Annotated in this window: 23 protein-coding genes and 1 pseudogene; 6 read left to right on the top strand and 18 right to left on the bottom strand. The window is 59.5% G+C overall.

Annotated features, from left to right (window positions below; genetic code table 11):
* Positions 1 to 59 precede the first annotated feature (59 nt).
* Positions 60 to 1376 carry an MFS transporter gene (locus tag NXC24_RS27010; protein WP_104826463.1) on the top strand — a complete coding sequence of 439 codons (1317 nt, stop codon included), beginning with the start codon at positions 60 to 62 and terminating at the stop codon, positions 1374 to 1376.
* Here the strand turns inward: NXC24_RS27010 and NXC24_RS27005 are convergent, their stop codons facing one another.
* From NXC24_RS27005 to NXC24_RS26970, 8 genes and pseudogenes are all read right to left on the bottom strand, one after another.
* Complete coding sequence (locus NXC24_RS27005; protein ID WP_104827854.1) at positions 1377 to 2270, bottom strand: intradiol ring-cleavage dioxygenase; 894 nt, start codon at positions 2268 to 2270, stop codon at positions 1377 to 1379.
* Positions 2271 to 2344: 74 nt separating this feature from the next.
* Complete coding sequence (locus tag NXC24_RS27000; RefSeq protein WP_104826462.1) at positions 2345 to 3403, bottom strand: maleylacetate reductase; 1059 nt, start codon at positions 3401 to 3403, stop codon at positions 2345 to 2347.
* Between the two features lie 106 nt (positions 3404 to 3509).
* The gene (locus NXC24_RS35960; RefSeq protein ID WP_245464168.1) at positions 3510 to 3689 is read right to left on the bottom strand and encodes a hypothetical protein; all 180 of its coding nucleotides are present in this window, start codon (positions 3687 to 3689) and stop codon (positions 3510 to 3512) included.
* Complete coding sequence (locus NXC24_RS26990; RefSeq protein WP_245464167.1) at positions 3686 to 4129, bottom strand: tetratricopeptide repeat protein; 444 nt, start codon at positions 4127 to 4129, stop codon at positions 3686 to 3688. The genes NXC24_RS35960 and NXC24_RS26990 overlap by 4 nt, the downstream gene beginning before the upstream one ends.
* Positions 4122 to 4577: a hypothetical protein gene (locus NXC24_RS26985; protein WP_104826461.1), complete on the bottom strand. Its 456-nt coding sequence runs from the start codon at positions 4575 to 4577 to the stop codon at positions 4122 to 4124. The genes NXC24_RS26990 and NXC24_RS26985 overlap by 8 nt, the downstream gene beginning before the upstream one ends.
* A 2-nt stretch (positions 4578 to 4579) precedes the next feature.
* Entirely contained in the window at positions 4580 to 6001 is a 1422-nt protein-coding gene (locus NXC24_RS26980; RefSeq protein WP_158704564.1) for a PAAR-like domain-containing protein, read from the bottom strand.
* Positions 6002 to 6138: 137 nt separating this feature from the next.
* A complete protein-coding gene (locus tag NXC24_RS26975) occupies positions 6139 to 7200 on the bottom strand; it encodes a DUF2169 domain-containing protein (protein WP_104826459.1) in 1062 nt (353 codons plus the stop codon).
* A gap of 7 nt (positions 7201 to 7207) precedes the next feature.
* Positions 7208 to 7591 (bottom strand): annotated as a pseudogene (locus NXC24_RS26970) (type VI secretion system tip protein VgrG); the annotation flags it as partial.
* Positions 7592 to 7894: 303 nt separating this feature from the next.
* Here NXC24_RS26970 and NXC24_RS26965 point away from each other — a divergent pair.
* Both NXC24_RS26965 and NXC24_RS26960 read left to right on the top strand, forming a co-directional pair.
* On the top strand, positions 7895 to 9247 hold the full coding sequence (locus tag NXC24_RS26965) for a nodulation protein NfeD (RefSeq protein WP_104826458.1): 1353 nt from the start codon (positions 7895 to 7897) through the stop codon (positions 9245 to 9247).
* Between the two features lie 35 nt (positions 9248 to 9282).
* On the top strand, positions 9283 to 10056 hold the full coding sequence (locus NXC24_RS26960) for a slipin family protein (protein ID WP_104826457.1): 774 nt from the start codon (positions 9283 to 9285) through the stop codon (positions 10054 to 10056).
* Positions 10057 to 10077: 21 nt separating this feature from the next.
* On the opposite strand, the gene solA is transcribed toward NXC24_RS26960, so the two are convergent.
* From solA to NXC24_RS26930, 6 genes are all read right to left on the bottom strand, one after another.
* Positions 10078 to 11253: an N-methyl-L-tryptophan oxidase gene (gene solA, locus NXC24_RS26955; protein WP_104826456.1), complete on the bottom strand. Its 1176-nt coding sequence runs from the start codon at positions 11251 to 11253 to the stop codon at positions 10078 to 10080.
* Positions 11254 to 11262: 9 nt separating this feature from the next.
* Positions 11263 to 12759, bottom strand: coding sequence for a histidine ammonia-lyase (gene hutH, locus NXC24_RS26950; RefSeq protein ID WP_104826455.1), 1497 nt, complete (start codon positions 12757 to 12759; stop codon positions 11263 to 11265).
* Entirely contained in the window at positions 12756 to 13532 is a 777-nt protein-coding gene (locus NXC24_RS26945; protein WP_104826454.1) for an ATP-binding cassette domain-containing protein, read from the bottom strand. The genes hutH and NXC24_RS26945 overlap by 4 nt, the downstream gene beginning before the upstream one ends.
* Before the next feature lie 32 nt (positions 13533 to 13564).
* Positions 13565 to 14269, bottom strand: coding sequence for an ABC transporter permease subunit (locus NXC24_RS26940; RefSeq protein WP_104826453.1), 705 nt, complete (start codon positions 14267 to 14269; stop codon positions 13565 to 13567).
* Positions 14270 to 14278: 9 nt separating this feature from the next.
* Positions 14279 to 15001: an ABC transporter permease subunit gene (locus tag NXC24_RS26935; RefSeq protein WP_104826452.1), complete on the bottom strand. Its 723-nt coding sequence runs from the start codon at positions 14999 to 15001 to the stop codon at positions 14279 to 14281.
* 117 nt (positions 15002 to 15118) lie between these two features.
* Complete coding sequence (locus tag NXC24_RS26930; protein ID WP_104826451.1) at positions 15119 to 15964, bottom strand: transporter substrate-binding domain-containing protein; 846 nt, start codon at positions 15962 to 15964, stop codon at positions 15119 to 15121.
* A gap of 193 nt (positions 15965 to 16157) precedes the next feature.
* On the opposite strand from NXC24_RS26930, the gene hutC reads away from it, so the two are divergent.
* A complete protein-coding gene (gene hutC / locus NXC24_RS26925) occupies positions 16158 to 16913 on the top strand; it encodes a histidine utilization repressor (RefSeq protein WP_104826450.1) in 756 nt (251 codons plus the stop codon).
* 65 nt (positions 16914 to 16978) lie between these two features.
* On the opposite strand, the gene NXC24_RS26920 is transcribed toward hutC, so the two are convergent.
* Positions 16979 to 17569 (bottom strand): sterol desaturase family protein, encoded by a 591-nt coding sequence (locus NXC24_RS26920; RefSeq protein WP_158704563.1) that lies wholly within the window; start codon positions 17567 to 17569, stop codon positions 16979 to 16981.
* Positions 17570 to 18028: 459 nt separating this feature from the next.
* Positions 18029 to 18718 (bottom strand): hypothetical protein, encoded by a 690-nt coding sequence (locus tag NXC24_RS35295; protein WP_158704562.1) that lies wholly within the window; start codon positions 18716 to 18718, stop codon positions 18029 to 18031.
* A 370-nt stretch (positions 18719 to 19088) separates the two neighbouring features.
* On the opposite strand from NXC24_RS35295, the gene NXC24_RS26905 reads away from it, so the two are divergent.
* Positions 19089 to 20513: a sensor histidine kinase gene (locus tag NXC24_RS26905; RefSeq protein ID WP_104826446.1), complete on the top strand. Its 1425-nt coding sequence runs from the start codon at positions 19089 to 19091 to the stop codon at positions 20511 to 20513.
* On the top strand, positions 20510 to 21157 hold the full coding sequence (locus NXC24_RS26900) for a response regulator transcription factor (RefSeq protein WP_104826445.1): 648 nt from the start codon (positions 20510 to 20512) through the stop codon (positions 21155 to 21157). Before NXC24_RS26905 ends, NXC24_RS26900 begins: the two co-directional genes overlap by 4 nt.
* 97 nt (positions 21158 to 21254) lie before the next feature.
* Here the strand turns inward: NXC24_RS26900 and NXC24_RS35585 are convergent, their stop codons facing one another.
* Both NXC24_RS35585 and NXC24_RS26885 read right to left on the bottom strand, forming a co-directional pair.
* Positions 21255 to 21758, bottom strand: coding sequence for a hypothetical protein (locus NXC24_RS35585; protein WP_199773643.1), 504 nt, complete (start codon positions 21756 to 21758; stop codon positions 21255 to 21257).
* Positions 21759 to 22772: 1014 nt separating this feature from the next.
* Complete coding sequence (locus NXC24_RS26885; protein WP_104827852.1) at positions 22773 to 23228, bottom strand: DCC1-like thiol-disulfide oxidoreductase family protein; 456 nt, start codon at positions 23226 to 23228, stop codon at positions 22773 to 22775.
* Positions 23229 to 23267: the final 39 nt, after the last annotated feature.

Here is a 23267-nt window from a genome sequence, read left to right as displayed (position 1 = left end):
TCTGCTTGCTCATCCTCGGGTGCTCAGAACATCCGGATAAAATTGTGGGAGAAACAGCCATGGTCGACGAAAAACAGCTCGTCTCTAAAATCACCTGGCGTCTGATGCCCTTTCTGGGGCTCCTGTATCTGGTCGCCTATATCGACCGGCAGAATGTCAGTTTCGCCAAGCTGCAGATGGTCGATGCGCTTGGCATGAGCGAATATGCCTATGGCCTTGGCGCATCTCTGTTTTTCATCGGCTACTTCATCTTCGAAGTGCCGAGCAATCTGATGCTGGAACGATTTGGCGCCAGCAGATGGTTCGCCAGAATTCTGATCTCCTGGGGCATCGTGACGACGCTGCTCGCCTATACGCAGAATGCGACGATGTTCTACATCCTGCGCTTCCTTCTCGGCGCTTGCGAGGCAGGCTTCTTCCCCGGCGTTCTCTATCTTCTCACGCTCTGGTTTCCGTCCGCCTATCGCGGCACGATGGTTGGGCTGTTCATGATCTTCAGCGCAATCGCCAACGCCGTCGGCGCGCCGCTCGGCGGCATGCTGCTCGATCTCGACGGGCTCTACAATATCGCCGGCTGGCAGTGGGTGTTCATCGCGACGGGCATTCCGGCCATCATCTTGGGCGTGGTGACGATATTCTATCTGTCGGATCGGCCGGAGCAGGCGCACTTTCTCACCGACCAGGAGAAGCGCTGGCTGCAGGATAAGCTTACCTCGGAAAATGCCGGCATGGACAAGAACGCTGATAACGGCTTCAAAGCCCTTGTCGATCCGCGCGTGCTGCTGATGGCGCTCTGCTACATCGCCTTTCCACTCGCAGCATATGGCCTCAGCTACTGGCTGCCGACGATCGTGAAAAGCTTCGGCGTCGGCAACACCGAGAACGGTTTCCTGAACATCATTCCATGGATCCTAGTCGCAATCAGCCTCTATGTCGTTCCCGCCATGGCGGCAAAGGCGAAATCGAAGACGCCCTATATCGTCATCCCGGCCTTCGTCGGAGCGCTGTCGCTCCTGCTTTCCGCGCTGATCCCGGACCATACGCTGCAGTTCGCGTTTCTGTGTATCGCTGCTGCCGGCATCTTTTCCGGTCAGCCGGTCTTCTGGAGCCTGCCCTCACGGTTCCTAAGAGGCGCCGGCGCCGCGGCGGGCCTCGCGGCGATCAACTCCGTGGGCAATCTCGGCGGCTTCATTGCCCAGAACGTCGTGCCATGGATCAAAGACGCAACGGGAAGCACGATTGCCCCGATGTTCTTTCTGGCCGGATGCCTGGCCATCGGCGGCCTGCTCGTCTTCGTCGTGGAACAGCAGATATCGCGAAAAGAGCGGGTCGCCAGAGAAAGAGAGATCGGGGCCGCAACATCCCCGAAGATCTGATCAACCCATCACCTGCGATTTGGCCGCGAGCACGAAATCGTGCTCGACATCCCAGAAAGCTCCCTGAAAGCCGTATTCTTTTGCGCGTGAAGGATCATTTGTCCGCTTGAACCGAGCAAGCAGGCTCTCCTTCACGCCAAAGACAGCATCGGAATTGATGTAAGGATCATCCGGATCGAAGATGTGGGTTACCAGGGGCTCGAAACCCCTCGCCTTGATGATGTAGTGCAGATGCGCCGGACGGTAGGGATGGCGGCCGAGCTGGCCGAGAAGCTGGCCGACCGGGCCGTCGTCGGGGATTGGGTAATATTTCGGCTTCACCGCCCGGAACCAATAACGGCCATCGGCACCAGTGCGAAAAACGCCGCGCAGATTGAAATCAGGTTGTACCCCCTGCTGCTGGACATCGTAGAAACCTTCATCATTGGCCTGCCAGACATCGATAACAGCGCTTTCGATCGGCCGTCCGTCGGTGTCGAGAATGCGGCCGGAGATGAACATGTCCTCGCCCTTCTCGTCGAGGCAGATGTTGGCGCCCATCTCCAGCTCCGGCGCGCCATCGACATGGAATGGCCCCAATACCGTGCTTTCCGAAGCGCCCGATGGCTTGCGGTTGTTAATCGCGTCCACCAGCATCGAGACGCCAAGCACATCGGAGAGCAGGATGAATTCCTGTCGCCACTCGTTGCAGATCTGACCGGTGCGGGTGAGGAACAGAATGGCCTGCAGCCATTCGTCCTGTGTCGGCTCGATCTCCTTCACCACCTCGTGCACTTTGCGGGTGATGACTTCCATCACCTGTTTCAGCCGTTCGTTCTTGGCGTTGCGGTTGCGGCCGGTGACGACCTCGACCGAATTCCCCTCGGTGAAGAATCCCTTTTCGTGCACATCCATGTCCATCACCCTCATTGGCCCAAAATTGATGCGAAGACGCGGCGCAGCTCGGCGGCCGGATCGTCAGCATGATGTTACTGCGGTCGCCTGCCCTCCCAGGCATCCTGCAACAGGCAGCGAATGGATTGCCGGTCGATCGGCCGCGGGTTCCAATAGGGGTTCTCGGTCGCGATCTCAGCGGCGCGATCGAGATCCGCTTCGCTGAGCCCCAGATCCCTCAGCGCCATCGGGGCGCCCACAGCCCTAGCGAAATCCCAAAGCCCGCCGCCGACCGAGTCGCCGAAAATCGTCGCGGCCGATGCCAGCAGCTCCGGCACCGCGCCCGCGTTGTACGCCGCTGTATGCGGCAGCATGATCGCATGCGTTTCGGCATGCGGCGTGTCGAACGTACCGCCGAGCGTGTGGCAGATCTTGTGATGCAGCGCCATTCCGACCGTGGCGAGCACGGTGCCGCAGAGCCAGGCGCCGTAAAGCGCATCCGCCCGTGTGTCGATATCCCCAGGCGATGCAATGATCGCCGGCAGGCTGGTCTTGAAGGCCCGGAGGCCCTCGACGGCCATCAACGTCGAAATCGGGTTGCGGTCCTGCGCATACAGGGCCTCGATGGCATGCGCCATGGCATTCAGCCCGCTGGTGACGCTCATGCCGACGGGCAGACCGAGCGTCAACGCCGGATCATAGATCACGACTTCCGGCAGGATGCTGGCATGGCGCACTGTCGTCTTCCGCCCGCCCTCGGTCTGGCCGAGGATCGGGGTCACTTCGGAGCCGGCATAGGTGGTCGGGATGACGATCTGTGGCAGGTCGGTGCGAAAAGCGATCGCCTTGCCGAGGCCAGTCGTGGAGCCGCCGCCAAGTGAAACGACGCAATCGCAACCGGTCTGCCGGACGACCTCCATCGCCTTTTCGGTGACATCGACCGGCGTATGCATGACAGCGCCGGCAAAGACGCCCGCCGCAAGCGGCCCGAGGCGCGCCGCCAAAGCCTCAGCATCCGGCTTCCGCGGGGGCGTGGACAGGACAAGCGCGCGCCTGCTTCCGAGCTTCTCCACCCATTCTCCGGCAAGCGCGCTTTTGCCTTCGCCGAACACGATATGGGCGGGGCTGCCGCTATAGACGAAATTGCGGCTCATGCTTCGGCTCCCTGTTTTGCGCGCGCCATGACAAAGGTGAATTCGAGCCGCCAGGACGGCGCATCGCCGATGCTCACGCGCTCGAAGTCACGGATCAACTCCGGCTTCACGCGGAAAATGGTATCCTCGCCGACTGTTGGTCGCTGCCGTCATAGATATGTGTGGTGATCATCTCGAAACCCAGCGCCTTGACCATTAAATGCAGATGCGCCGGTCGGCGCAGCGGATATTCCGCCTGTCGCAACAGGCTACCGACCGGTCCGTCGTCAATCACGGCCTTCGTCAATCGATAAGCTTTTTCGACCGCAGATGATCGAGATAGACGGGATCGATATCTTGGAAAATCTCGCCGCCCTCCAGCATGTAGGTGCGCAGCAAAGGGTCAGTGCTCTCGTCCCGGCGACCTAGATCGTAGAGACAGGTGCCGAAGCCCAGCAAGACGAAAGGGTTGGCATAACCATCGCCACAGGCGAGCGCCGTCTGAAAAGACTGCAGTGCGGCAGCCTTTTCATTGGCCTGTCTTTGTGCATCGCCGATCGACGCATAAAGCCACATCGCCGCTTCCCACTTCGTCTGCGGCTCGGGCAATAACTCCAGCGCAGCTCGCCACGCCTTGATCGCACCGTGCGGATCGCCTCCCTCAAGCAGCACATTACCTTGCTCGGAAAGCTCCGTCACTTTCTCATAGAGATCATCAGGCAGCTCGTCGTCTGCATCGTCAACCACGGTTGGCCCGCTCCTTCAGATAGAATTCAAGATACTGGAGTTGCTCACCTTTGAAGCCTTCGCGGCCGAAAAGCGTATAGATCTTTTCAAAAACACCATAGGCCTCGTCCTTGAGATCGAGCCTATAGAGCGAACTGCCCTCCAGCATTAAAACGTAGTGGGAGGAATGACTGGGATCGTCGTACATCTCATAAGTTGCGTCGATCCATTTTCGGGCAGCGTCTACGTCGCGCAGCTCCGTGTAGTCCTCGACGAATCCGCTTGACAGGCTTTGTGGGTAATAGTCCCATTTATTCTTCGGATTGGGGATGAGATCCCAAGCTTTCTCTGCGACTTTCAACGATTCTCGCAAATCGCCCTTTTGAAAAAGATCTCCCGATTCTTTCAGGATCTGATCTATCTGCTTACTGATTTGCTGATCGATTTTTTCCTTAAGCATGCCGGTCATCCTTAATTTTCCGGTGGAAGATATCTGGAGGTCGTAGCACCTCCGCGAGCGGAATTTAGTGGTCCATATTCAAAACGATAATTGTTCGGATCCAACATCCACTGCCGGACCTCAGGTGATCGCTCTCCAAGATAGCGATCGGTTTCATTCCAATAGTCAACTGCGTCAACTGGATAATGTCCCATATGCGTTTGCGGCGAATCGACCGGATACCAATTACCATCTTCCGCCAAGAATTCGTCCTGCCCTCTTCGATTTGTTCGGAGCGTTCCTTCTTCTCTCATTCTTTCGCGAACTTGCCGCCCAGTCTTGCTTGCCTTGCCCGGCGTGCGGCCGAGATAACGGTCACGTAGGCTCTTGAATGTGCGTGTGCTGCGCGCCCCTTCCTCGCCGCTTTCAACCGCCCTCCCGACATTGGCTCCTTCTTCGACAATGTCGTCACCGACTTTGGCCGTCTTTGCGATCGTCCCGGCCTTGCCGATACCGGCGGCGATTGTACCGGCACCACCGCCTACCGCCTGGGTCATTCCAACGACATTCTCAACGGTCTGCGCCGTCTGAGGCGATCCTCCAAATGCAGTAGTTATTTGCCCGGCGGCCTGGGCGATCGCAGTTGTTTGAGTTTCCCCGGTCCAAAGCTGCTTTAAGCCGGTTGAGAAATTATCATAGCCGTTGACCGCGAGTGCGGCCCCTCCAATCATGGCTGGAACACCCGGCGCCGCTCCGACGCCGGTTGCAGACGCTGCGCCGCCGACACCAGCTAGACCGGCGCCAGCGACACTCTCCGCAGCACCACCTATGGCCTGCAGCCCTCCCATGCCGCGTGTTATGACGCGACCGTGGCTTTCGTCAAACTCATGGATAGCCTGCCCGGCGTCATGAAGCTTCTCGCCGGTCCAATCCCAAGCCTTTTCGTACCAAGCCTTGTCGTCCTTGTCGTTGCCGTCGGGCGCCTTCTTCGTGTCAGTCGACTGAATATGGACGTATTCGCCTTCGGTATTGCCGTTGTTCAATGTGCAGCGATCGTTGTGGCGCTGGACCCAAATGCCATTTGCACGCACGATTCCCGAGGATGTAACCGGTTCGACAACATCTCCAACCGTGCCGGATTTGCATCCCAATCCAACGCCCGGCTCATCGCCATAACAGCATGAAAACTTGGAATCCTGGCGCTTGATGACCATACCGTTCGAGCGGACATCCGGCGAATAGTTCAGATCGTCTGAGGCTTTGCCCCAAGACATGTAGGGAACCGGCTTGTCCGGTGATTTGCACACGTCCGGCGACAAACAAACCGCAATCGCCTTGCTGTCGTCGGGAATGAGCTCAGGCGGTGGGGGATCGGCAGCGGTGGGACATGGCTGCTCCACTGCCTTGGTCGCCTCCTTCTTCGGAGGCGGCCAAGGGCCGTCATAGCTGAGCATGGGATTGCTGCCGTCCGGCGTCTTGGTGAGCAAAGTGCCCGACATCGGCGGGCCGATAATTCTCGTATCGGCAGGAAGCCCGTAGAGGGCGGCGAAATCGCTATCATAGATCGGGTCGGGAAATTGCCTCTCGCCCATCAAGCCACTCCTTGGGCGGAACTTGCGAAGACAAGGCGCGGCAGGCCGCGGCGCTCCGGCCATGGGAAGCCAATTCGCCAGGTCAGGAAAACGCGCCCGACACCGGGCCGCATGTCGAAATGAACGCCGTCTAGCACCATGGGACCGCGCGCCGGCCCTGTGCCTCGATCGATCGCGACCTCAAGCCGGACATCGGGCAGACTGCCGCGAAACACTCCCATTCCTGGCAGGAGGTGATCCAGTTCGAAGGGTTCGTTGCCCTGCAGCCAAGGATTTGCCACCAGGTCAGGATGCGCCGCCTGCCAGAAGGAGAAATCGAAATCGTGGGGAAGCAGCGGATGCCTGTCCTTCAGCCAGGCGTCATCGTAGGTGCCGGCCTTCCGGCTCCGATCCTCCCAGAATGGCGAAAGTGGACCAAGGCCCGCCGGCGCCGGCCTGTCGCTGACGGCGCGAATGGGCGCATCAGCATCCTCGATTTGCGGCGCCGGCCACTCCGGTCTTTCGCGAAAGCGGTCCTCGTCGACGAGCCCGATCCCTAGCGGGTTTCGTTCAAATAGCTCGCCGCCCTCGATCCTACCGCCGAAGGCAAACCGCCAGTCGATCGGGACATAGGTCACCGCTTCTCCCGCGGTCAGTTCCCAGCCATCAAGGGCATCCTCTTTGTCCTTATCGACCAGCCCGCGCCAGGTCTTGCGGGTCTTCGCACGCCAGAAACGCGGCCCATGAACGCGCAGACGCTTTTGAACGGGTCCGACTTTCAGACCGCACGTCCACGAAGAAGCTGCCACGCCACCCGGAGCAAAGCCGGCGCCGATAAAGGTTACGTCCGTGCCCGGCTTGAACGGTGCCAGATCCGTGCAAGCCATTTGCGGCGTCTGGTGCGGGTCGCCATCATAGGCATCCGACATGACCAAAGGCCGCTGGACATCATCCACGACCAGCGGGCCGCCATTCGCGAGCTTGAACGTGCCTCTGGCAACAACGACGCCGAGGAGATCGCCCGACAGGTTGTATTGGCGAAAGGCGAGCGCAGGAAAGGGCGTACGGTTGTCGACCGACATCGGCGCGTCAGCCCTGCGCCGTCGTATCCGACGACGTCGGCGATGCTTCGGCAAAGCCACCACCCGGCTTATTGAGATCGACGACCTTGCCGTTGATCTGTGTCGGTCCGGATGCCGTGAAGTTGAAATGCGTCCCCAGAATGATGACCGTGCCGTCTTGCCGCATGATGAACTTGGAAGCGCCGCATTCGATGACGAACTCTTCGCCGACGATCACCTTCTTGAATTTGCCGACCTTTTCGAGGGATGTCTGGCCGACATTCGTAACCTTGCTCACCCCGATTTGCTCAGCCCGGGCAATGCCAACAGTGTCCGATTTGAAAGACCCGACAATGGTGTTCATGATCCCCGACAACGGGAAGAGGTCCGATGCGGCGCTTCCGACGCCAGTAATAAAGGCATGGCAGAAATATCAACCATAAGGCGGGAGGCAATATGCGAGAGGATCAAAAAACAAATTATGACAGCTTCGAGCCGGTGGCTGTGACCTATTGGTCCTGGAAGTCGCTCGTTCCGCCTCAGGATTCGGGCTTCGTGGCCTGAGACATCTGGATCTGTTGAGCTCCTTAGCTCCTTTAAAAATAATGGAAATCGACAGGGACGGTTTCCACTTACCGTTTGACGACGCTGCCATATATTTATGAAAATGAATGCTCGGCGAACGATAGCGCAGTGTTTGAAGCTTTGGCGACGAATGCCGCCAATCCTCGCCTTGATGCTGGCTCTGGCATCAGCGTTCGGCCTAACCGCCTCACCGACATTCGGAGCAGAGCGCGTTGCTATCGTCCTCAAGGTGAACGGCGCCATCGGCCCGGCGACATCGGACTATATACGGCGCGGCCTTCAACGTGCCAGCGCAGATGGCGCGAACCTGGTCGTCCTGCAGATCGATACTCCAGGCGGTCTCGACACATCGATGCGAGACATTATCAGGGCGATCCTTGCCTCGCCTGTGCCTGTGGCGGGATTCGTGGCGCCAAGTGGCGCCCGGGCCGCCAGCGCCGGTACCTATATTCTCTATGCAAGCCATATCGCGGCGATGGCGCCGGGCACCAATATCGGCGCGGCCACTCCGATCGCCATCGGCGGCAGCCCTTTTGGCGGTACGGAGCCCGATAAGGACACTCCGAAAAAGCCGGATAGCACACAGGGACAAGTCCCCCGCAGCGCCAGCGAAGCGAAAGCGATCAACGATGCCGTCGCCTATATTCGCGGGCTGGCTGAACTGCGCAATCGCAACGCCGATTGGGCGGAACGGGCCGTGCGAGAGGCCGCGAGCCTTTCTTCAACCGCCGCCGTTCACGAGCACGTCGTCGATTTCACGGCGAACACCATAGAAGACCTTTTAACTCAGTCGCAAGGACGCACGGTTCGTGTTGGCCAGACGGATGTCCGTCTCGATACCGCCGGCCTTACCCTTCGCGAATTCGAACCGGACTGGCGTACGCGTCTCCTATCCGTGATTACAGATCCTAACATCGCGCTCATCCTGATGATGGTCGGCATCTACGGCATCATCTTCGAATTTCTCACCCCTGGAACATTTGTCCCCGGCACGATCGGCGGCATATGCCTGCTGCTCGGTCTCTACGCCCTGGCATTGTTGCCGGTGAGCTATGCCGGCGTCGGATTGATCATCATGGGCGTGGGCCTCACCGTTGCCGAAGCGCATTCGCCCTCCTTTGGCGCCCTTGGCATGGGCGGTGGAATTGCACTCGTGCTCGGGGCGGCCATTCTGTTCGATACGGATATTCCAGGCTTTGAAGTGTCCTGGGGCGTACTAGGCGGTATCGCCGTCGCAGCCTTTGCATTCAGCCTCCTCGTCGCCCGCCTCGCGATCCTCTCCCGCTGGCGCAAAGTCGGTACCGGCACGGAACAGATGATCGGCATCCCGGGCAAGGTCGACAGTTGGACGGGCACCGCAGGCTATGTCATCGCCCATGGCGAGCGCTGGAAGGCAGTGTCCTCGGAGCCGCTTGCCACCGGCGACGCCGTTACAGTGACCGGCCGCGACGGCCTGACGCTCGAGGTGATCCGCAGCACTTAGACAAGCGGCAGCTCCGGAAAGCAGGAGGAAAAATCATGGGCATGTTTGCAGATCTCGCCTTCTATCTTGTGGTCATCCTGATCTTGCTGCTCGTCCTTGCGTCCGCGATCAAAATATTGCGGGAATACGAGCGCGGGGTGGTTTTCACGCTTGGCCGCTTCACCGGCGTCAAGGGACCCGGCCTGTTCCTGCTCGTCCCCTATGTCCAGCAGATGATGCGGGTCGACCTGCGCACAAGGGTGCTCGACGTGCCCGGCCAGGATGTCATTTCGCATGACAACGTCTCGGTCCGCGTCAGCGCCGTGATCTATTTCCGCGTCATCGATCCCGAGAGATCGACGATCCAGGTCGAGGACTTCATGATGGCGACAAGCCAGCTCGCCCAGACGACGCTACGCTCGGTGCTCGGCAAGCACGACCTCGATGAGATGCTAGCGGAGCGCGACAAGCTCAACAGCGACATTCAGGAGATCCTCGATGCCCAGACGGATGCCTGGGGCATCAAGGTCGCCAATGTCGAGATCAAACATGTCGATATCAACGAAACCATGATCCGCGCAATCGCCCGCCAGGCGGAGGCGGAACGCGAGCGGCGTGCCAAGATCATCAATGCCGAAGGCGAGCAGCAGGCGGCGGCGAAGCTGCTCGAAGCAGCCGAGGTTTTGGCCAAGCAACCGGAGGCCATGCAGCTTCGCTACTTGAGCACGCTGAATGTCATCGCCGGTGAAAAGACGTCGACGATCCTGTTTCCCTTCCCGATGGAATTAGCCAATCTGCTGCCGCCCAAGACGAACAAGCCACAGCAGTAACACGGCCCGATCCGGCGCCCGCTATTGCTTGGCGCGAGCCTGCATCTTCCGCGGCGCAAGGAAATTCTCCATCGCCTCGAAGGAGAAGGCCGAGATCGGTAGCCTCGTGCCGCCCTCCATCGCGAGATCGGCAAGAATTTCTCCGACGACGCTGGTGAATTTGAAGCCATGGCCGGAACAGGGTGAGGCAACGACGACATTTGGCTCGCCGGGCATGAGATCGATCAGGAAATCCTCGCTCGGCAGCATCGTGTAGCGGCAGGTGATGGCATTGACGCGAATGCCCGCGGCGGCTGGCAGGCGCTTTGCGATGAAGTTATCCAGGAGCGCCTTGTCCCTGTCATTGACGGGCGGGTTCGGCTGGTTCGGATCGATCGGCTCCATGAAATGCGCATGGCGGCCAATCTTGACGCCGTCGACGCCGATGGCCGGGAAGCCGAAATAGGAACCGTCCTCCCCCTCGTCGCGGAGGAAGGCGGGCATGCGATGCGGCTGCGTCACGAAGCCGTCCCGCGGTTGATACCAGGCAACGACCTGGCGGATCGGATTGGCATGCTCCCTCAACTGCGGCACCAGTTCGGCGATCCACGAACCGGTCGAGACGATCACCCGTCTGGCGCGATAGCGGCCTACATCAGATGAAATCGTCACGCCGGCATCGTCGGGCTCGATTGCCGTCACCTTCTCGCCGAAATGCAGGACCGCGCCATCCTCGGCCGCGAGCTTCAGATAGCCCATGACAGCCGCTTCCGGACGGAGATAGCCACCTTGCGGATCGAGCACCGCAACTTCGTCTTCGTCCAACGCAAAGGCCGGAAAGCATGTCGCCATCGCCTTCCGATCGAGTTCATCATAGGGCAAATGATGCAGCTCGCAGGAGGCCCGGGTGCCGCGGACGATCTTGCTGTCCGGTTTGCCGATCTGCAGGACACCGGTGATCGTCAGGATATCGGCGCGCAGCCGCGCTTCCAGCACTCGCCAGTTCTCATAGGCGCGCCGCAGCAACGGCACATAGGACGGGTCCTCGAAATAGCCGAGGCGGATCAGCCGGCTGTCGCCATGCGACGAACCCAAGGCATGGGCGGGAAAGTGAGCGTCGATGCCGATCGCCTTGACGCCACGCGCCGAGAGAAAGGAAACTGCAGCGCTCCCCATGGCGCCGAGGCCGATGACAGCGACGTCGAACTGAGCGGTCATAAAGCTATCCTATTTGGCAAAATCGGGCGGCAGCGTCTCGCGAACGAGGTTTCGCAAGGCTTCCATATCGCCGCTCAAGGGTCGGTCGTCGCCATAGTGCGGAATGCGGTCGCGCACCATACTGTAGATCGCGTCCGTGCCAGCGGCGCGGCCTCCCGCGGCACTGAGGAAGTCATGCGCCTGCGCCGCCGCCATCAATTCGATCGCCAGGATATATTCGGCATTGTCGATCACCGCGAGCAGCTTGTTTGCCGCCGCTGTCGGATGCGCCAGGAAATCCTCCTGCAGGCCGGAGGTCAGGCCGCCGTCGGTGCTGGCGGGTGCCGCCAGCCGACGGTTCTCGTTAACAAGCGCTGCGGCCGTATACTGCGCGATCATGAAACCGGAATTGCTGCCGGCGTCGCTGGCGAGGAAAGCCGGCAGGCCGCTGACGAGCGGATTGACCAGCCGATCCGTGCGCCGCTCGCTCATCGCCGCGATCTGGGCGAGCGCGATGGCGAGGCTGTCGGCTGCCTGGCCGAGCGCGGGAGCAACCGCATGCGCCTCCGACGAGACTATCGGGTTCTCCGGCGTGCCGGAAACCGCCGGATTGTCGGTGACGGAAGCAAGCTCTTGGTCGACAACATCTGCGGAATTGTCGAAGACGTCGCGTGCCGCGCCATGGGCATGCGGAATGGCGCGCAGGCTGAGAGCGTCCTGGGTACGCCGGCCCAAAGCCGCTGCAATCAGGCCGCTACCTTGCAAGCGGGCGCGCAGCGATGCGCCGACCGTGGCGATGCCCTTGGAGGGGCGCAGCGCCAACACGGCGTCATCGAATGCCGCCGCCTGACACCCTGCGGCTTCCAGCGTCAGCGCGGCGATCGCATCGGCCCAGGCGAGCAGGCGCTCGGCGCGCGCCAATGCCACGCTGGAAAGTCCAGTGGCGCAGGCCGTGCCGTTGACGAGGCTCAGTCCTTCCTTGGCGCCGAGCACGAGCGGTTCAAGACCGATCGCCGCCAATGCCTCACGACCGGACATGGCTTTACCGGCGACCTTGGCACTGCCCTCCCCGATCAGCACCAGCGCTATATGGGCATTGTGCGTCAAATACCCGGCCGAACCTTCCGAGGGCACGTCGGGAATGCAATCCTTTTCGAGAAAGGCCGCGAGATGACTGACGATCTCCAGCCGCACGCCGGAATGGCCATGGGCGAAATTGGCAATCTGCGCGGCGATAATGGCGCGCACTTCACGCGGTGCCAGAAGCTCTCCGACGCCGCAGGCGTGGCTGAGGATGATATTGCGCGACAGGCGGCTCTGGGATTCACGATCGACCACTGTGTCCGACAGCGCGCCGACACCGGTATTGATGCCATAGGCGCGCACGCCGGTCTCGACGATGCGTTCGACAATCCGGCTCGCATAGGTGATGCGCTCCCGGACGGCGGGCGCAAGCGACAGAGGCGCGCCCTCCGCCACGCTGGCAATATCCCGCCAACCGAGCACCGTGCGAAGCGTGATCGTCATGTCGGGGTTCCGAAATATCCGATGAACTGGCGGAAGGCCGGCGAGGCGCCGCTGCCGAACATTTCCTGCGGCGGGCCGCTGCTTTCGATCAGGCCCTCGCGCATGAAGACGACACGGTTGGAGACGTTGCGGGCAAAGCTCATCTCGTGCGTGACGACGAGCATGGTCATGCCCTCTTCCGCTAGGGAACGCATGACGCGCAGCACTTCGCCGACAAGTTCAGGATCGAGCGCCGAGGTCGGTTCGTCGAAGAGCATGACCTTCGGCTTCATGGCGAGCGAGCGGGCGATCGCCGCGCGCTGCTGCTGGCCGCCGGACAGGAGCGCCGGATAGGCATGACGCTTGTCGGCGATGCCCACCTTTTCCAGCAACGCTTCTGCTTCGGCAATGCACTCGGCCCGCGGCCGCTTCAGCACATGCACCGGCCCCTCGATGACGTTCTGCAGGATCGTCATGTGAGACCAGAGATTGAAGGACTGGAACACCATGCCTAGCTCGGAGCGGATATGATCCACTTGTTTCTGGCTCGCCGGCTTGGTTTTGCCGCCCTTGTGCACCATGCGGATCTGCTCACCATCGACCCAGATTTCGCCATCCGTGGCGGTCTCCAAGAGGTTGATGCAGCGCAGGAAGGTGGATTTGCCCGAGCCGGAGGCGCCAAGCAGCGAGATGACGTCGCCATCCTGTGCATCGAGGGAAATGCCGCGCAGAACCTCGTGCGTGCCGAAGCTCTTGCGGATATTACGGACCGAAAGTCGGGTGACGCCGGGCATGATCTCTCCAATCCAGATCTAGGCCAGTTGCCTCACGCCTTCAGCGCCGCCGGAACGGCGCGACGATGGCGGGACAGACGATATTCCAGCAGGCCGAGCGCCTGCAGAATGATGAAATTCAAGATGAGGTAGATGGCGGCTGCACAGAGGAAGACCTCCATCGTGCGGTAGGTATGCGAGATCAGCCGCTGGGCAACGCCGGTCACTTCCCAGACGGTGACGAGACTTGCGAGCGCCGTCGACTTCATCATCAGCACGATTTCGGTCGAATAGGCGGGCAATGCGTGACGGAAGGCGATCGGGGCGAGGACACGCCGCACCAGCAGGAAGCCGGACATGCCGATCGAACGCGCCGCCTCGATTTCACGCGGCGAGACTGCACGAATGCCGCCCCGGAAGATCTCCGCCGTATAACCGGCGGTGCAGAGCGCCAGCGACAGCACGGCACAGACGAAAGGCTCGCGCAGCAGCGGCCAGAGGGGCCCGTAACGGATGAAGCCGAACTGGGCGAGCCCGTAAAAGATGAGGAACATCTGGATGAGCAGCGGCGAGCCGCGAAAGATGAAGATGTAGCCCTTAGCGATGGCGGTGAAGATCGGATTGCCGCCGACCCGCATCCAGACGATCAGGATTGCGAGGACGCCGCCGATGGCGATCGACAGGAAAAACAGCGCCAACGTCGTCGGCAGAGCTTCGAGCAGCGTGAGCATGGTCTGTCCGAGAAAAGCGAAATCCATGATCGATCCTCAGGCCTGGCCCATTGCGGAGGGCATGCTGCGATTGGCGCGCCGTTCGGCACCGTTGAAGATGCGATCCGACAGGCTCGTCAGGATGAGATAGAGCGCGCCGCCCACGATGAAGAACAGGAAATATTGCCGCGTCGAACCGGCGGCGACCTGGCTGGTGCGCATCAGCTCGGCAAGGCCGGTGACGGAAATCAGCGCGGAATCCTTGAGGCTCAACTGCCAGACATTGCCCATGCCGGGAATAGCGTAGCGCAGCACCTGCGGCATGATGATGCGCCGAAATCTCAAGCCTTTATGCATCCCGATCGCCGAGGCGGCTTCAAGCTCGCCCTTGGAAATAGCGAGATAGGCGCCGCGGAACACTTCCGCCTGATAGGCGCCGGAGATGATGCCGACGGCGAGCGCACCGGCAGCAAAGGACGGCATCCCCAGAAACCCTTCATAGCCGAGGGATTTGCCGATGCTGGTTATGGCGCTCGAGCCGCCGAAATAGATAAGATAGATGATGAGCAGTTCCGGCACGCCGCGGAAAACGGTTGTATAGACGTTTCCAAGCGTCTTCAGGATGAGATTGCCGGAAAGCTTCGCCGCCGCGATCATGGCGCCGAAGACAGCGCCGATCGCCAATGCGACCGCGGTAACGCATAGCGTCATCAGCGCCCCGAGCAGAAGCAGAGCGCCCCATCCGGTCGAGCCGAAACCGATCAATTGAAATATCGCCATCTCGTTCGTTCCCCGTACCGAGCGGTCTGTTTTCTTGATTAGCCAAACATAACATGCGGGAAGCGGCATTGAAGCCGAGAGCCGGCGCCTCCGTCCTCCGGAAGCGCCGGCGAACGATCATTCCTGCGGCGAGACGTCCGTCTTGAACCACTTCATGGAGAGGTTCTTCACGGTGCCGTCGGCAAGTGCCGACTTGATTGCCGCGCTGAACATGTCGCGCAGGTCCGTGTCGGACTTGCGGACGCCGAGGCCTTCGCCGACGCCCCAGATCGGGCCGGCGACTTGCGGGCCGGTGAAGGCGAGTGCGCCGTTGGCGGCATCGAAAGCGGTCTGGAAATAGACGGCATCGTCGAAGCCGAGATCGATGCGGCCGTTCTGCAGATCGAGGTCACGGTCGGCGCCGGTCTTGTATTCGCGGATCGTCGCGACGTCGCCGAAGTTGTCGTAGATGAACTTGGCGTAAACGGTAGCGGCCTGAATGCCGATGGTCTTGCCCTTGAAGGCTGACTTCAGCGCGTCGATCTCCTTAACGCCGGTCTGGCCGGGCGTCATCTTGACGGTTGCGCCGGTGCCGGCAGCATTGGCCAGCGGGCTGTCCTTTGCGGTCGCGAAAGCGGCCGGTGTCGCGGCATAGGGAACGGTGAAGTCGATGACCTGCTTGCGCTCGTCGGTGATCGACAGCGCATCCATGATCACATCGAACTTGCCGGCGTTCAAAGCCGGGATCATGCCGTCCCAATCGGACGCCACGAGCTTGCATTCAACCTTCGCCCGCTCGCACAGCACCTTGGCCAGCTCCGGTTCGAAGCCGCCGAGCGTGCCGTCGGAGTTTGTCAGGTTCCACGGCGCATAAGCGCCTTCGAGCGTGATGGTAACGGTCTTCCAGTCCTTTGCCTGGGCCGCAGGGCCGGCGAGAACGGCGAGCGCCAGGGCGCTGGAAAGAAGGGCATGTCTAATCTTCATCGATGTTCTCCTCTTGAGATCGAAATAGCAAATTTCTTTTTACGCCAGTCTTCGCCGGCTTGCCGGTCGCGGACCTCATTTGCTGGTCACATCGATCGGATAGTTGTATATGGTACCATATGTGATATTTTGTGTTATGCAAGTGCCAAGTCGATTTACAATGCGAATTTCGCGACTGCACAAGGATTAGGCAATGAAACGCGCTACCGATCGGAAACGTGAGCTGGCCGAAAACGACTCCGGCCCGCTTTACGCCGGCGTCAAGCAGATGATCCTGGATCGAATCCACAGCGGCGAATGGCCGCCGAAGCATCGCGTACCCTCTGAAAACGAGCTGGTCGTCGAACTAGGCGTCAGCAAGATGACCGCCAACCGGGCGCTGCGGGAGCTTGCCAATGAAGGCGAACTCGTTCGCATCCAGGGCGTGGGCTCCTTCGTCGCCGAGCGCAAAGGGTATTCGGCATTATTCGAGGTGCGCAACATAGCCGATGAGATCGCCGAGCGCGGCCATGTCCACGAGGCCTCCGTCGTCGTTTTGGCCCGGGAAACCGCCTCTCCCGAGGTTGCGGACGCGCTGGAGCTGGAGATCGGGGCGGCGGTTTTTCACTCGCTGATCGTCCACAGCGAAAATGGCGTTCCGGTGCAGATCGAGGACCGTTTCGTCCACCCGGAAGCAGCGCCCGAATATCTCGAGCAGGATTTCACGACGCTGACGCCGAATGCCTATCTGACGGCTGCCGCCCCGCTCAGCGGTTCAGAACACATCGTCGAAGCCGCGATGCCGCAACCCTGGGAATGCAAGCTCCTGACCGTCCTGAAAACCGAGCCGTGCCTCGCGATCCGCCGGCGCACTTGGTCAGCGCGACAGGTCGTCTCCATCGCCCGCCTCGTCTATCCCGGACACCGGTATCGGCTAGAAGCACGCAGCGGCAAGATGTTCGAGGAATAAAAATGCCGATTAACTTGTATATGGAAGATCATGCGCTTGTGCGATGAGTGCGTTCGAGAACGCACTCAGCCACCGCCTCGCCTCTCCCTGCTCTTCACGGCCGGATCCGGCAGCACCGTGCCGAACACGTGATCCCAGAAAAGCGACGAAACACCATAATTCCCCTCGTCGGTAGAGGCATGATGCTGCGCGTGCCAGCGCTTGGCGCGGTAGAGATAGGTACCGTGCGGAATCCGCCAGTGATGCATGGCGTGATGCATCGTGCCATACGTGAGATAGCCAAGCGTCATGCCGACGGTGAAGCCTGACGCCACGCCGAAGCCGAAAGCCCACCACGACGGCAACAACACGCCCGCGGCCATGAAAGACAGGCTTAGCCAGATCGGCGTGTCGATCAGCTCGGTCGGCGCGTGGTGATGTTGGATGTGCATATCGCGCACATAAACGACATGATGCAGCACGAAGCGGTGGATAAGGTACTCGACCAGCGTCCATGCGGCTGCGCCGATCACGATCGCGGCGAACCAGATCAAAGGCCGGCCATCATAGCCCCAAGCAAAATAGGCAGCGCTCAGTCCGGCAGTGATGATCGGGTAGACGACAAAATCCGTATAGTAAGCGATCGCATTTGGTTTTCGCGAGAGAGAGCGCCTCATGTGGCTTGCTCGCTGCATTGACTGCGAAGATTCGTCATAAGATTCTTCTTCATTCTCTACAGGCAGAAACGATTCACGTGCCTCTGTCGCCGTTTGATTGAGAACGCGCAAAGAAGCGAAAGCACTTTAATATATCTGCATATGAGTGGGATTCGCCCTCATGTGCAGGCCGCTTCAAGGCCGAGACAGAGCGGCCAGCCCATGGCTAAACCGCATTCCACTCCATTTAGCTCGCAAGAAGCCGGCGCTGAACCCGCTTACCGCGAAGCAGCATAGAAGCATGCCGAACAAGATGTCTCTTAAAAAAATGACAGGCAAGTGACGCACCGCCGAGGTCTGGCAATATCGGCCATACCAGGCAACAAAAGAGCGACCAACACGATTGGGCGTGTTGGTCGCTCAGCGTAGCGACGAGTGCTTCCGGTTGGGGGGCCTATTCGCACCCGCCGCAGCGGCCGTTCAATCATCCGGATCTGTTACGTCGTCCGATGGCGCCGGTGTCGATGCTTCCAACGCATCGCGAACCTGATCTATCTTTCCGACGGCGGGGCCGACACCCAGGACATCCTTGGCCTCTGCCAGCGTTCTATCTGTCACGACGCCATTTTTCGAAGCCTGAGCAAGCGCCGAACGAAGCGCGTCATCACTGAGGGCTGGGTCTGTCGGTATAGCATTGGTTCCGTACTGCATTTCGAATTCGGCATAGTCCCTGACATAGGCCGCGATTGCTGCGAATTTCGGATCCTTGGAATTCATGTAGGCATGATAGTTCCGCTTGAGGGAATTGAGGCTACCGAGCTCCGCCGCCTGCGTTTTGACCTTGGTTACGCTGCGTTTCTCAAGCTTCTCATTGGCAACAGCCGATTTCGAGACGTGAGGCGCGTGCTTGACGTGGCCCACATTGGTATCCACATCCCCATCCGTGTCGCTTGAATCCGCGTCATCGGACTTAGCATGGCTCGAATTGGCGCTGCCGTGGCTTCCGCTATTGCCATTACCGTTGCCGTTTCCATGGCCGCCGCCATTGCCATTTCCGTTTCCGCCCTTGGCATATGCGAGGCTTGTGAGACCCACAACGGCGCCACCGGCCGGAACAACGGCGAGCGTCATGGCGATAATGGTCGTCCCGAAGACTGATCCGAATTTCATATGCTTCTTCCTTTCATTCCAAACGTGCGCCCTTCCGGTGCTACGCAACGGTGATGAGGGACGAGGGACGAGCAACGGGCAAACACGCCGCTCGCCCCACGCAACCGCGACGCGGGACGAGCAACGAGCAACCGCGTTGATCGCCACAATATTGCTAGAAATGAAAGTTTCTACATTGGTCAGACCAATGCCATCGGTGATCGGACCTTAGCCTGATCGCCGATATGGCCGAAAGTCTCATCGGTTCAACGGGGCTCGGGGGACGTCAATTCCGAGACTTGCCGGTGAGATGAATTTTTCGCCATTTGACGCGCTGCCCGGCTACGATAGGTATGCCGTATTGGGTGGTTGTCGCTGAAAGTAGCCAGACATGCAGACGAGCCTTAAATCAATGCTGTCCCCGGTTCGTTTACTCGCGAGCTGGAATTCTCAATCGCTGGCGAAACAATTTCTGCTGATCGGCGGTTTCGTTTCCGCCTGCGCGCTGCTTCTCGTCGGCGCTTTCGTCACCAACCTTATCGAGGAAGCTGTCACGCGCAACTCCGCCGCCAGCACCGCTCTCTATGTCGACAGCGTCATTGCGCCTTTGCTCCCCGACATGCAGACGACGGAGGTTCTGGATGATACGGTGACTCACGCTCTCGACGAAACACTCGGCGAGGGTGCGCTTGGCAGCCGCCTCATGTCCTTTCGCCTGTGGCGTAACGACGGCACCATCCTTTATTCCAACGACAAAAACCTCATGGGCAAACAGTTCCCGCTCAGCAATGACCTGAAAACGGCATTTGCCGGCACGATGGTGGCGCAGTTCAACCAGCTTGATGACGTCGAAAGCATTGCCGAGCGCAACAGTGGCAAGCCACTTCTGGAGATCTACAATCCGGTTCTCCAGCCCTGGTCGGGCAAAGTCGTGGCCGTTTCCGAATTTTATGAGGTGGCGTACGATTTCGAGCGCAGCCTGAACCAGGCGCGTTTCAGAAGCTGGGTCGCTGTCGCCCTGTTCACGCTGACGTTCTTTCTCATTCTTTCCGTTATCGTCCTTCGCGGAAGCCGAACAATCGAAAGCCAGCGCAGCGCCTTGAAAGCACGCATCGGCGAACTATCAACGCTTCTACAGCAGAACGAGATTTTGCACGCCCGGGTTCAAAGAGCCTCACAACGCGCTGCTTCCCTCAATGAAAGCTACCTGAGGCGTATCGGTGCCGATTTGCATGATGGTCCCGCCCAACTCGTTGCCTATGCATCGCTGAGATTGGACAGCGAGGCCCTGATCAATCCACGCACTCCGGCGCGCGAGCGAGAGCAATCGCTTGCCGCAATCAAGTCGAGCCTGGACGATGCGATGGCAGATATTAGAAGCATCTGCAGCGGGCTGGTGCTGCCGCATATCGAATCGGCAAACCTGCCCGAACTATTGCAGCGTGCCGTGCGCTCCCATGAACAACGAACCGGCATTGCGGTCGGCTTATCCATTTCCGGCACGACGCAAGAGCTTTCGACATCCACCAAGATATGTATATACCGCTTCGTTCAAGAAGCGCTGAATAATGGCTATCGCCATGGTAAAGGCGCAGCACAGCAAGTGAAACAAACAATCGACGGCGGGCAGATCACAATAGCAGTATCGGATGAGGGACCCGGCTTCGATCCGGCCTATATACCGCCAAGCAGCATCGGTTTGGCAGGCCTGAGAGAGCGGGTGGAAAGCCTCGGAGGCACTTTCGAATTAAAGTCTTCCGAAAGTGGCACCGTGGTTCAAATGTCGCTGAACGCAATGGAAATGGAGCAGATATGACGACGGCAATCAGTCTGGCAGTGATCGATGATCATCCGCTGTTCCGGGAAGGGGTCATTCGCAGCCTTGGCGAGATCGACGGCTTTGCGATCGTTGGCGAAGGCAGCACGAAGGAAGATGCGATCCGAATATCCGAGAACGAACGCCCAGACGTTTTGTTGCTGGATATCTCCATGCCTGGCGGGGGCCTGAATGCACTTCCGCTGATCCTCGAGCGGGTGCCCGATCAGAAGATCGTTATGCTGACGGTTTCTGAAGCAAACGACGATGTGACGACGGCTCTAAAGAGCGGAGCGAAGGGATATGTGCTGAAGGGGGTAGGATCGAGAGCGCTGGCTGACATCCTCCGCACCGTGGCTTCGGGAGAAAGCTATGTCGCCCCCACTCTTTCCGCTCGCCTGATCTCCGGCGGCGGCAACGCCTCCTCGAAAAAAGCAGAGCTTCTTCGCGACTTGACGGGCCGGGAAAGCGAGGTCCTTCAGCTCGTTGCGGAAGGTTTGAGCAATAAGCATATCGGGCTGAAGCTCGATCTCCACGAAAAGACGGTGAAGCATCATATGACCCAGATTTTCGCCAAATTGGGTGTTGCAAACCGAACGGAGGCTGCGATGGCCTTTCGCGATGCGCTTGAAAGCCGGGGTTAGAGCAATTCCAGGAAAGGTGCGAAGCGATTTTCCGTCCGGAATGCGTAACAACAAAGAGATAGGGCGGAAAAGCGCTTCCGTGAAACGCTGAACCGCTCTAGTGAAGGAAGGACTTCAGTCTCCGCTGATCGGCTGCGGTCGCGCTACGATTGATGATGGTGCGACCCTTCGAATCCTTCATGACATAACGTCCATTTTCTATTTCTTCGCTCATGCCGTCATCGTGGCGCACCGTCATCGATGCGTCATCATCGGTTGAGTCGTCCGCGTCGGTTTGGGTCGAGGTAGCGCTTTTTCCGTTGGCTTTGCCATTGCCGTTTCCACCGGCATTTCCATTGCTGCCGCCGTTCCCGCTATTACCGCCGCCGTTACCATTGCCCCCGCCGTTACCATTGCCCCCGCCGTTGCCATTACCCCCGCCGTTGCCGCCGCCATTACCATTGCCACCGCCGTTACCATTGCCTCCGCTTTTTGCATCCGCGGTTTGCGCGACAAGCCCGATGGAGGATCCACGAATCTCGACGGTATAAGGCGTTGCCACAAGCACAAGCGTAAAGGAAACACCGAGAAAAACGGCGATCGACTTTCCGCGTAAAGACATAGCTGGCCTCCTACACGTTTATGAACGCACACTGCGCGAAAAAGATCGTGCAGTCACCAAATTGAAAACAGCCTTCCGCCACGACATCACATCGTTTTTGCGGACGGAGCCGTCAACCTTTGTCTCGGCAAAAAACGCCAATCTCGGACTTCTGCAATTTCCACTAAGACCTTGGTCCCAGCTTGCTATTGGACAAAGGTCGGAGGAAGGCTGGACTGAAGCCTGAATGGGGAACACCGCGATTGAAAGGGCGCCCGCCCTGCGCTTACAACTGCTTGGAAAGATAGTGACCACACTGACGAAGGGGTGGGGATAAATGTCTTTCGTCACGCTCTGCGACAGATGGGAAAGGGGCCATCTGTCGGGGGCACGCTCGACAACTCGTTTGTTTTGATCGCAGTCGCAGATGCGGCGCGGAGCACGCATGGCGCCCGGACGGGCGCCAGCATAGAAATTCCCGACGGCTTTTCCGGTTTATATCGAGGGGACCGGGTGCGAAAGGCATCAAAATGACAACACAGTGGAAGACGTACCTGGATCAGACGAAACCACCCGGCGCCATTGTCGATTTCTCAGCCGCTGCTTTCGTCCTTCAGGTGGCGATCAATCTCCGATTTGCCCTGAACTTTGTCGAAGCGACTCCTGAATGTCATTACCTCGCGGAGCGCGTTATGGCATCTGCGGAAATATATGGCCAGGCGAGACAGGCAGGTTCGGCGCCCTCATTTACCGATGCGGAGAAGGCATTGGCAGAGGCCGTAACGCTTCTCGCCATCGAAATGCACCATTGTCCTTCAGCATCGCACCGTGCCGACGTCCCCTTGAACCCAAGCTATCCAGCCGCAGCGTCTCAGCCGACAACGATCGACAGAAATCCACACGGACACGCATCCTTGTAGCCTCCATCCCGGGAGTGCGTCGGCAATATCTCTCGCACTCTTCCATGCCGGCAAGGCTGGTCACTCCGACAGCAGAATTTGCGTGCTTTGGCTGATCGCCGACAGCAGCAAACCGTTATTCGATGACGCGCGCCCTCAATTCGCTAGAAGGCACGAGGCAGGTCTCGTATTTGCCGGAAAGGCGGTATCTATGTCTGGCGATCAGATCATATGCGGCGTTGGCCAGCCGCCGTGGCATCAGGTTCACCACCGCAAGCAGGCTCCAGGGAAAACCGAGACATCGCATGGCGGTGGCGAAGGCGTCCATCTTCGTGTGCAGGATGCCGTCGACGACTACCAAGTTGGTCGATAAATCCGTCGGATCGAGGCCGTAGTGCCGATAAAGCGCCTGTCCAAGCGGAGACTGCGCGGCCGTGAACAGGAAACGACCGGAAGGGTCGTGGGCGAAGACAAAGCGGATAAACGACGAACAGAAAATGCACTCGTGGTCGAAAACGATAAGACCCTTGTGATAATCGTGAGGCGGCACGTCCGGGTCGTTCCTGAAACTGTATGAGGCAAGTTCGGTCATCAGCATGATCTCCGAAGCGGAGTGAACGTCGCGGCACGT

Origin of the sequence: Rhizobium sp. NXC24 (assembly GCF_002944315.1) — a bacterium.
Classification (GTDB): Bacteria; Pseudomonadota; Alphaproteobacteria; order Rhizobiales; family Rhizobiaceae; genus Rhizobium.
This window is presented reverse-complemented; position numbering and strand designations above follow the sequence as displayed.

Excerpts from the sequence above, each read along its gene's own strand:
- NXC24_RS27010 (WP_104826463.1), top strand. The coding sequence starts at position 60 with ATGGTCGACGAAAAACAGCTCGTCTCTAAAATCACCTGGCGTCTGATG.
- NXC24_RS27005 (WP_104827854.1), bottom strand. The coding sequence starts at position 2,270 with ATGGATGTGCACGAAAAGGGATTCTTCACCGAGGGGAATTCGGTCGAG.
- NXC24_RS27000 (WP_104826462.1), bottom strand. The coding sequence starts at position 3,403 with ATGAGCCGCAATTTCGTCTATAGCGGCAGCCCCGCCCATATCGTGTTC.
- NXC24_RS26985 (WP_104826461.1), bottom strand. The coding sequence starts at position 4,577 with ATGACCGGCATGCTTAAGGAAAAAATCGATCAGCAAATCAGTAAGCAG.
- NXC24_RS26980 (WP_158704564.1), bottom strand. The coding sequence starts at position 6,001 with ATGCTCAGCTATGACGGCCCTTGGCCGCCTCCGAAGAAGGAGGCGACC.
- NXC24_RS26975 (WP_104826459.1), bottom strand. The coding sequence starts at position 7,200 with ATGTCGGTCGACAACCGTACGCCCTTTCCTGCGCTCGCCTTTCGCCAA.
- NXC24_RS26965 (WP_104826458.1), top strand. The coding sequence starts at position 7,895 with ATGCCGCCAATCCTCGCCTTGATGCTGGCTCTGGCATCAGCGTTCGGC.
- NXC24_RS26960 (WP_104826457.1), top strand. The coding sequence starts at position 9,283 with ATGGGCATGTTTGCAGATCTCGCCTTCTATCTTGTGGTCATCCTGATC.
- solA (WP_104826456.1), bottom strand. The coding sequence starts at position 11,253 with ATGACCGCTCAGTTCGACGTCGCTGTCATCGGCCTCGGCGCCATGGGG.
- hutH (WP_104826455.1), bottom strand. The coding sequence starts at position 12,759 with ATGACGATCACGCTTCGCACGGTGCTCGGTTGGCGGGATATTGCCAGC.
- NXC24_RS26945 (WP_104826454.1), bottom strand. The coding sequence starts at position 13,532 with ATGCCCGGCGTCACCCGACTTTCGGTCCGTAATATCCGCAAGAGCTTC.
- NXC24_RS26940 (WP_104826453.1), bottom strand. The coding sequence starts at position 14,269 with ATGGATTTCGCTTTTCTCGGACAGACCATGCTCACGCTGCTCGAAGCT.
- NXC24_RS26935 (WP_104826452.1), bottom strand. The coding sequence starts at position 15,001 with ATGGCGATATTTCAATTGATCGGTTTCGGCTCGACCGGATGGGGCGCT.
- NXC24_RS26930 (WP_104826451.1), bottom strand. The coding sequence starts at position 15,964 with ATGAAGATTAGACATGCCCTTCTTTCCAGCGCCCTGGCGCTCGCCGTT.
- hutC (WP_104826450.1), top strand. The coding sequence starts at position 16,158 with ATGAAACGCGCTACCGATCGGAAACGTGAGCTGGCCGAAAACGACTCC.
- NXC24_RS26920 (WP_158704563.1), bottom strand. The coding sequence starts at position 17,569 with ATGAGGCGCTCTCTCTCGCGAAAACCAAATGCGATCGCTTACTATACG.
- NXC24_RS35295 (WP_158704562.1), bottom strand. The coding sequence starts at position 18,718 with ATGAAATTCGGATCAGTCTTCGGGACGACCATTATCGCCATGACGCTC.
- NXC24_RS26905 (WP_104826446.1), top strand. The coding sequence starts at position 19,089 with ATGCAGACGAGCCTTAAATCAATGCTGTCCCCGGTTCGTTTACTCGCG.
- NXC24_RS26900 (WP_104826445.1), top strand. The coding sequence starts at position 20,510 with ATGACGACGGCAATCAGTCTGGCAGTGATCGATGATCATCCGCTGTTC.
- NXC24_RS35585 (WP_199773643.1), bottom strand. The coding sequence starts at position 21,758 with ATGTCTTTACGCGGAAAGTCGATCGCCGTTTTTCTCGGTGTTTCCTTT.
- NXC24_RS26885 (WP_104827852.1), bottom strand. The coding sequence starts at position 23,228 with ATGACCGAACTTGCCTCATACAGTTTCAGGAACGACCCGGACGTGCCG.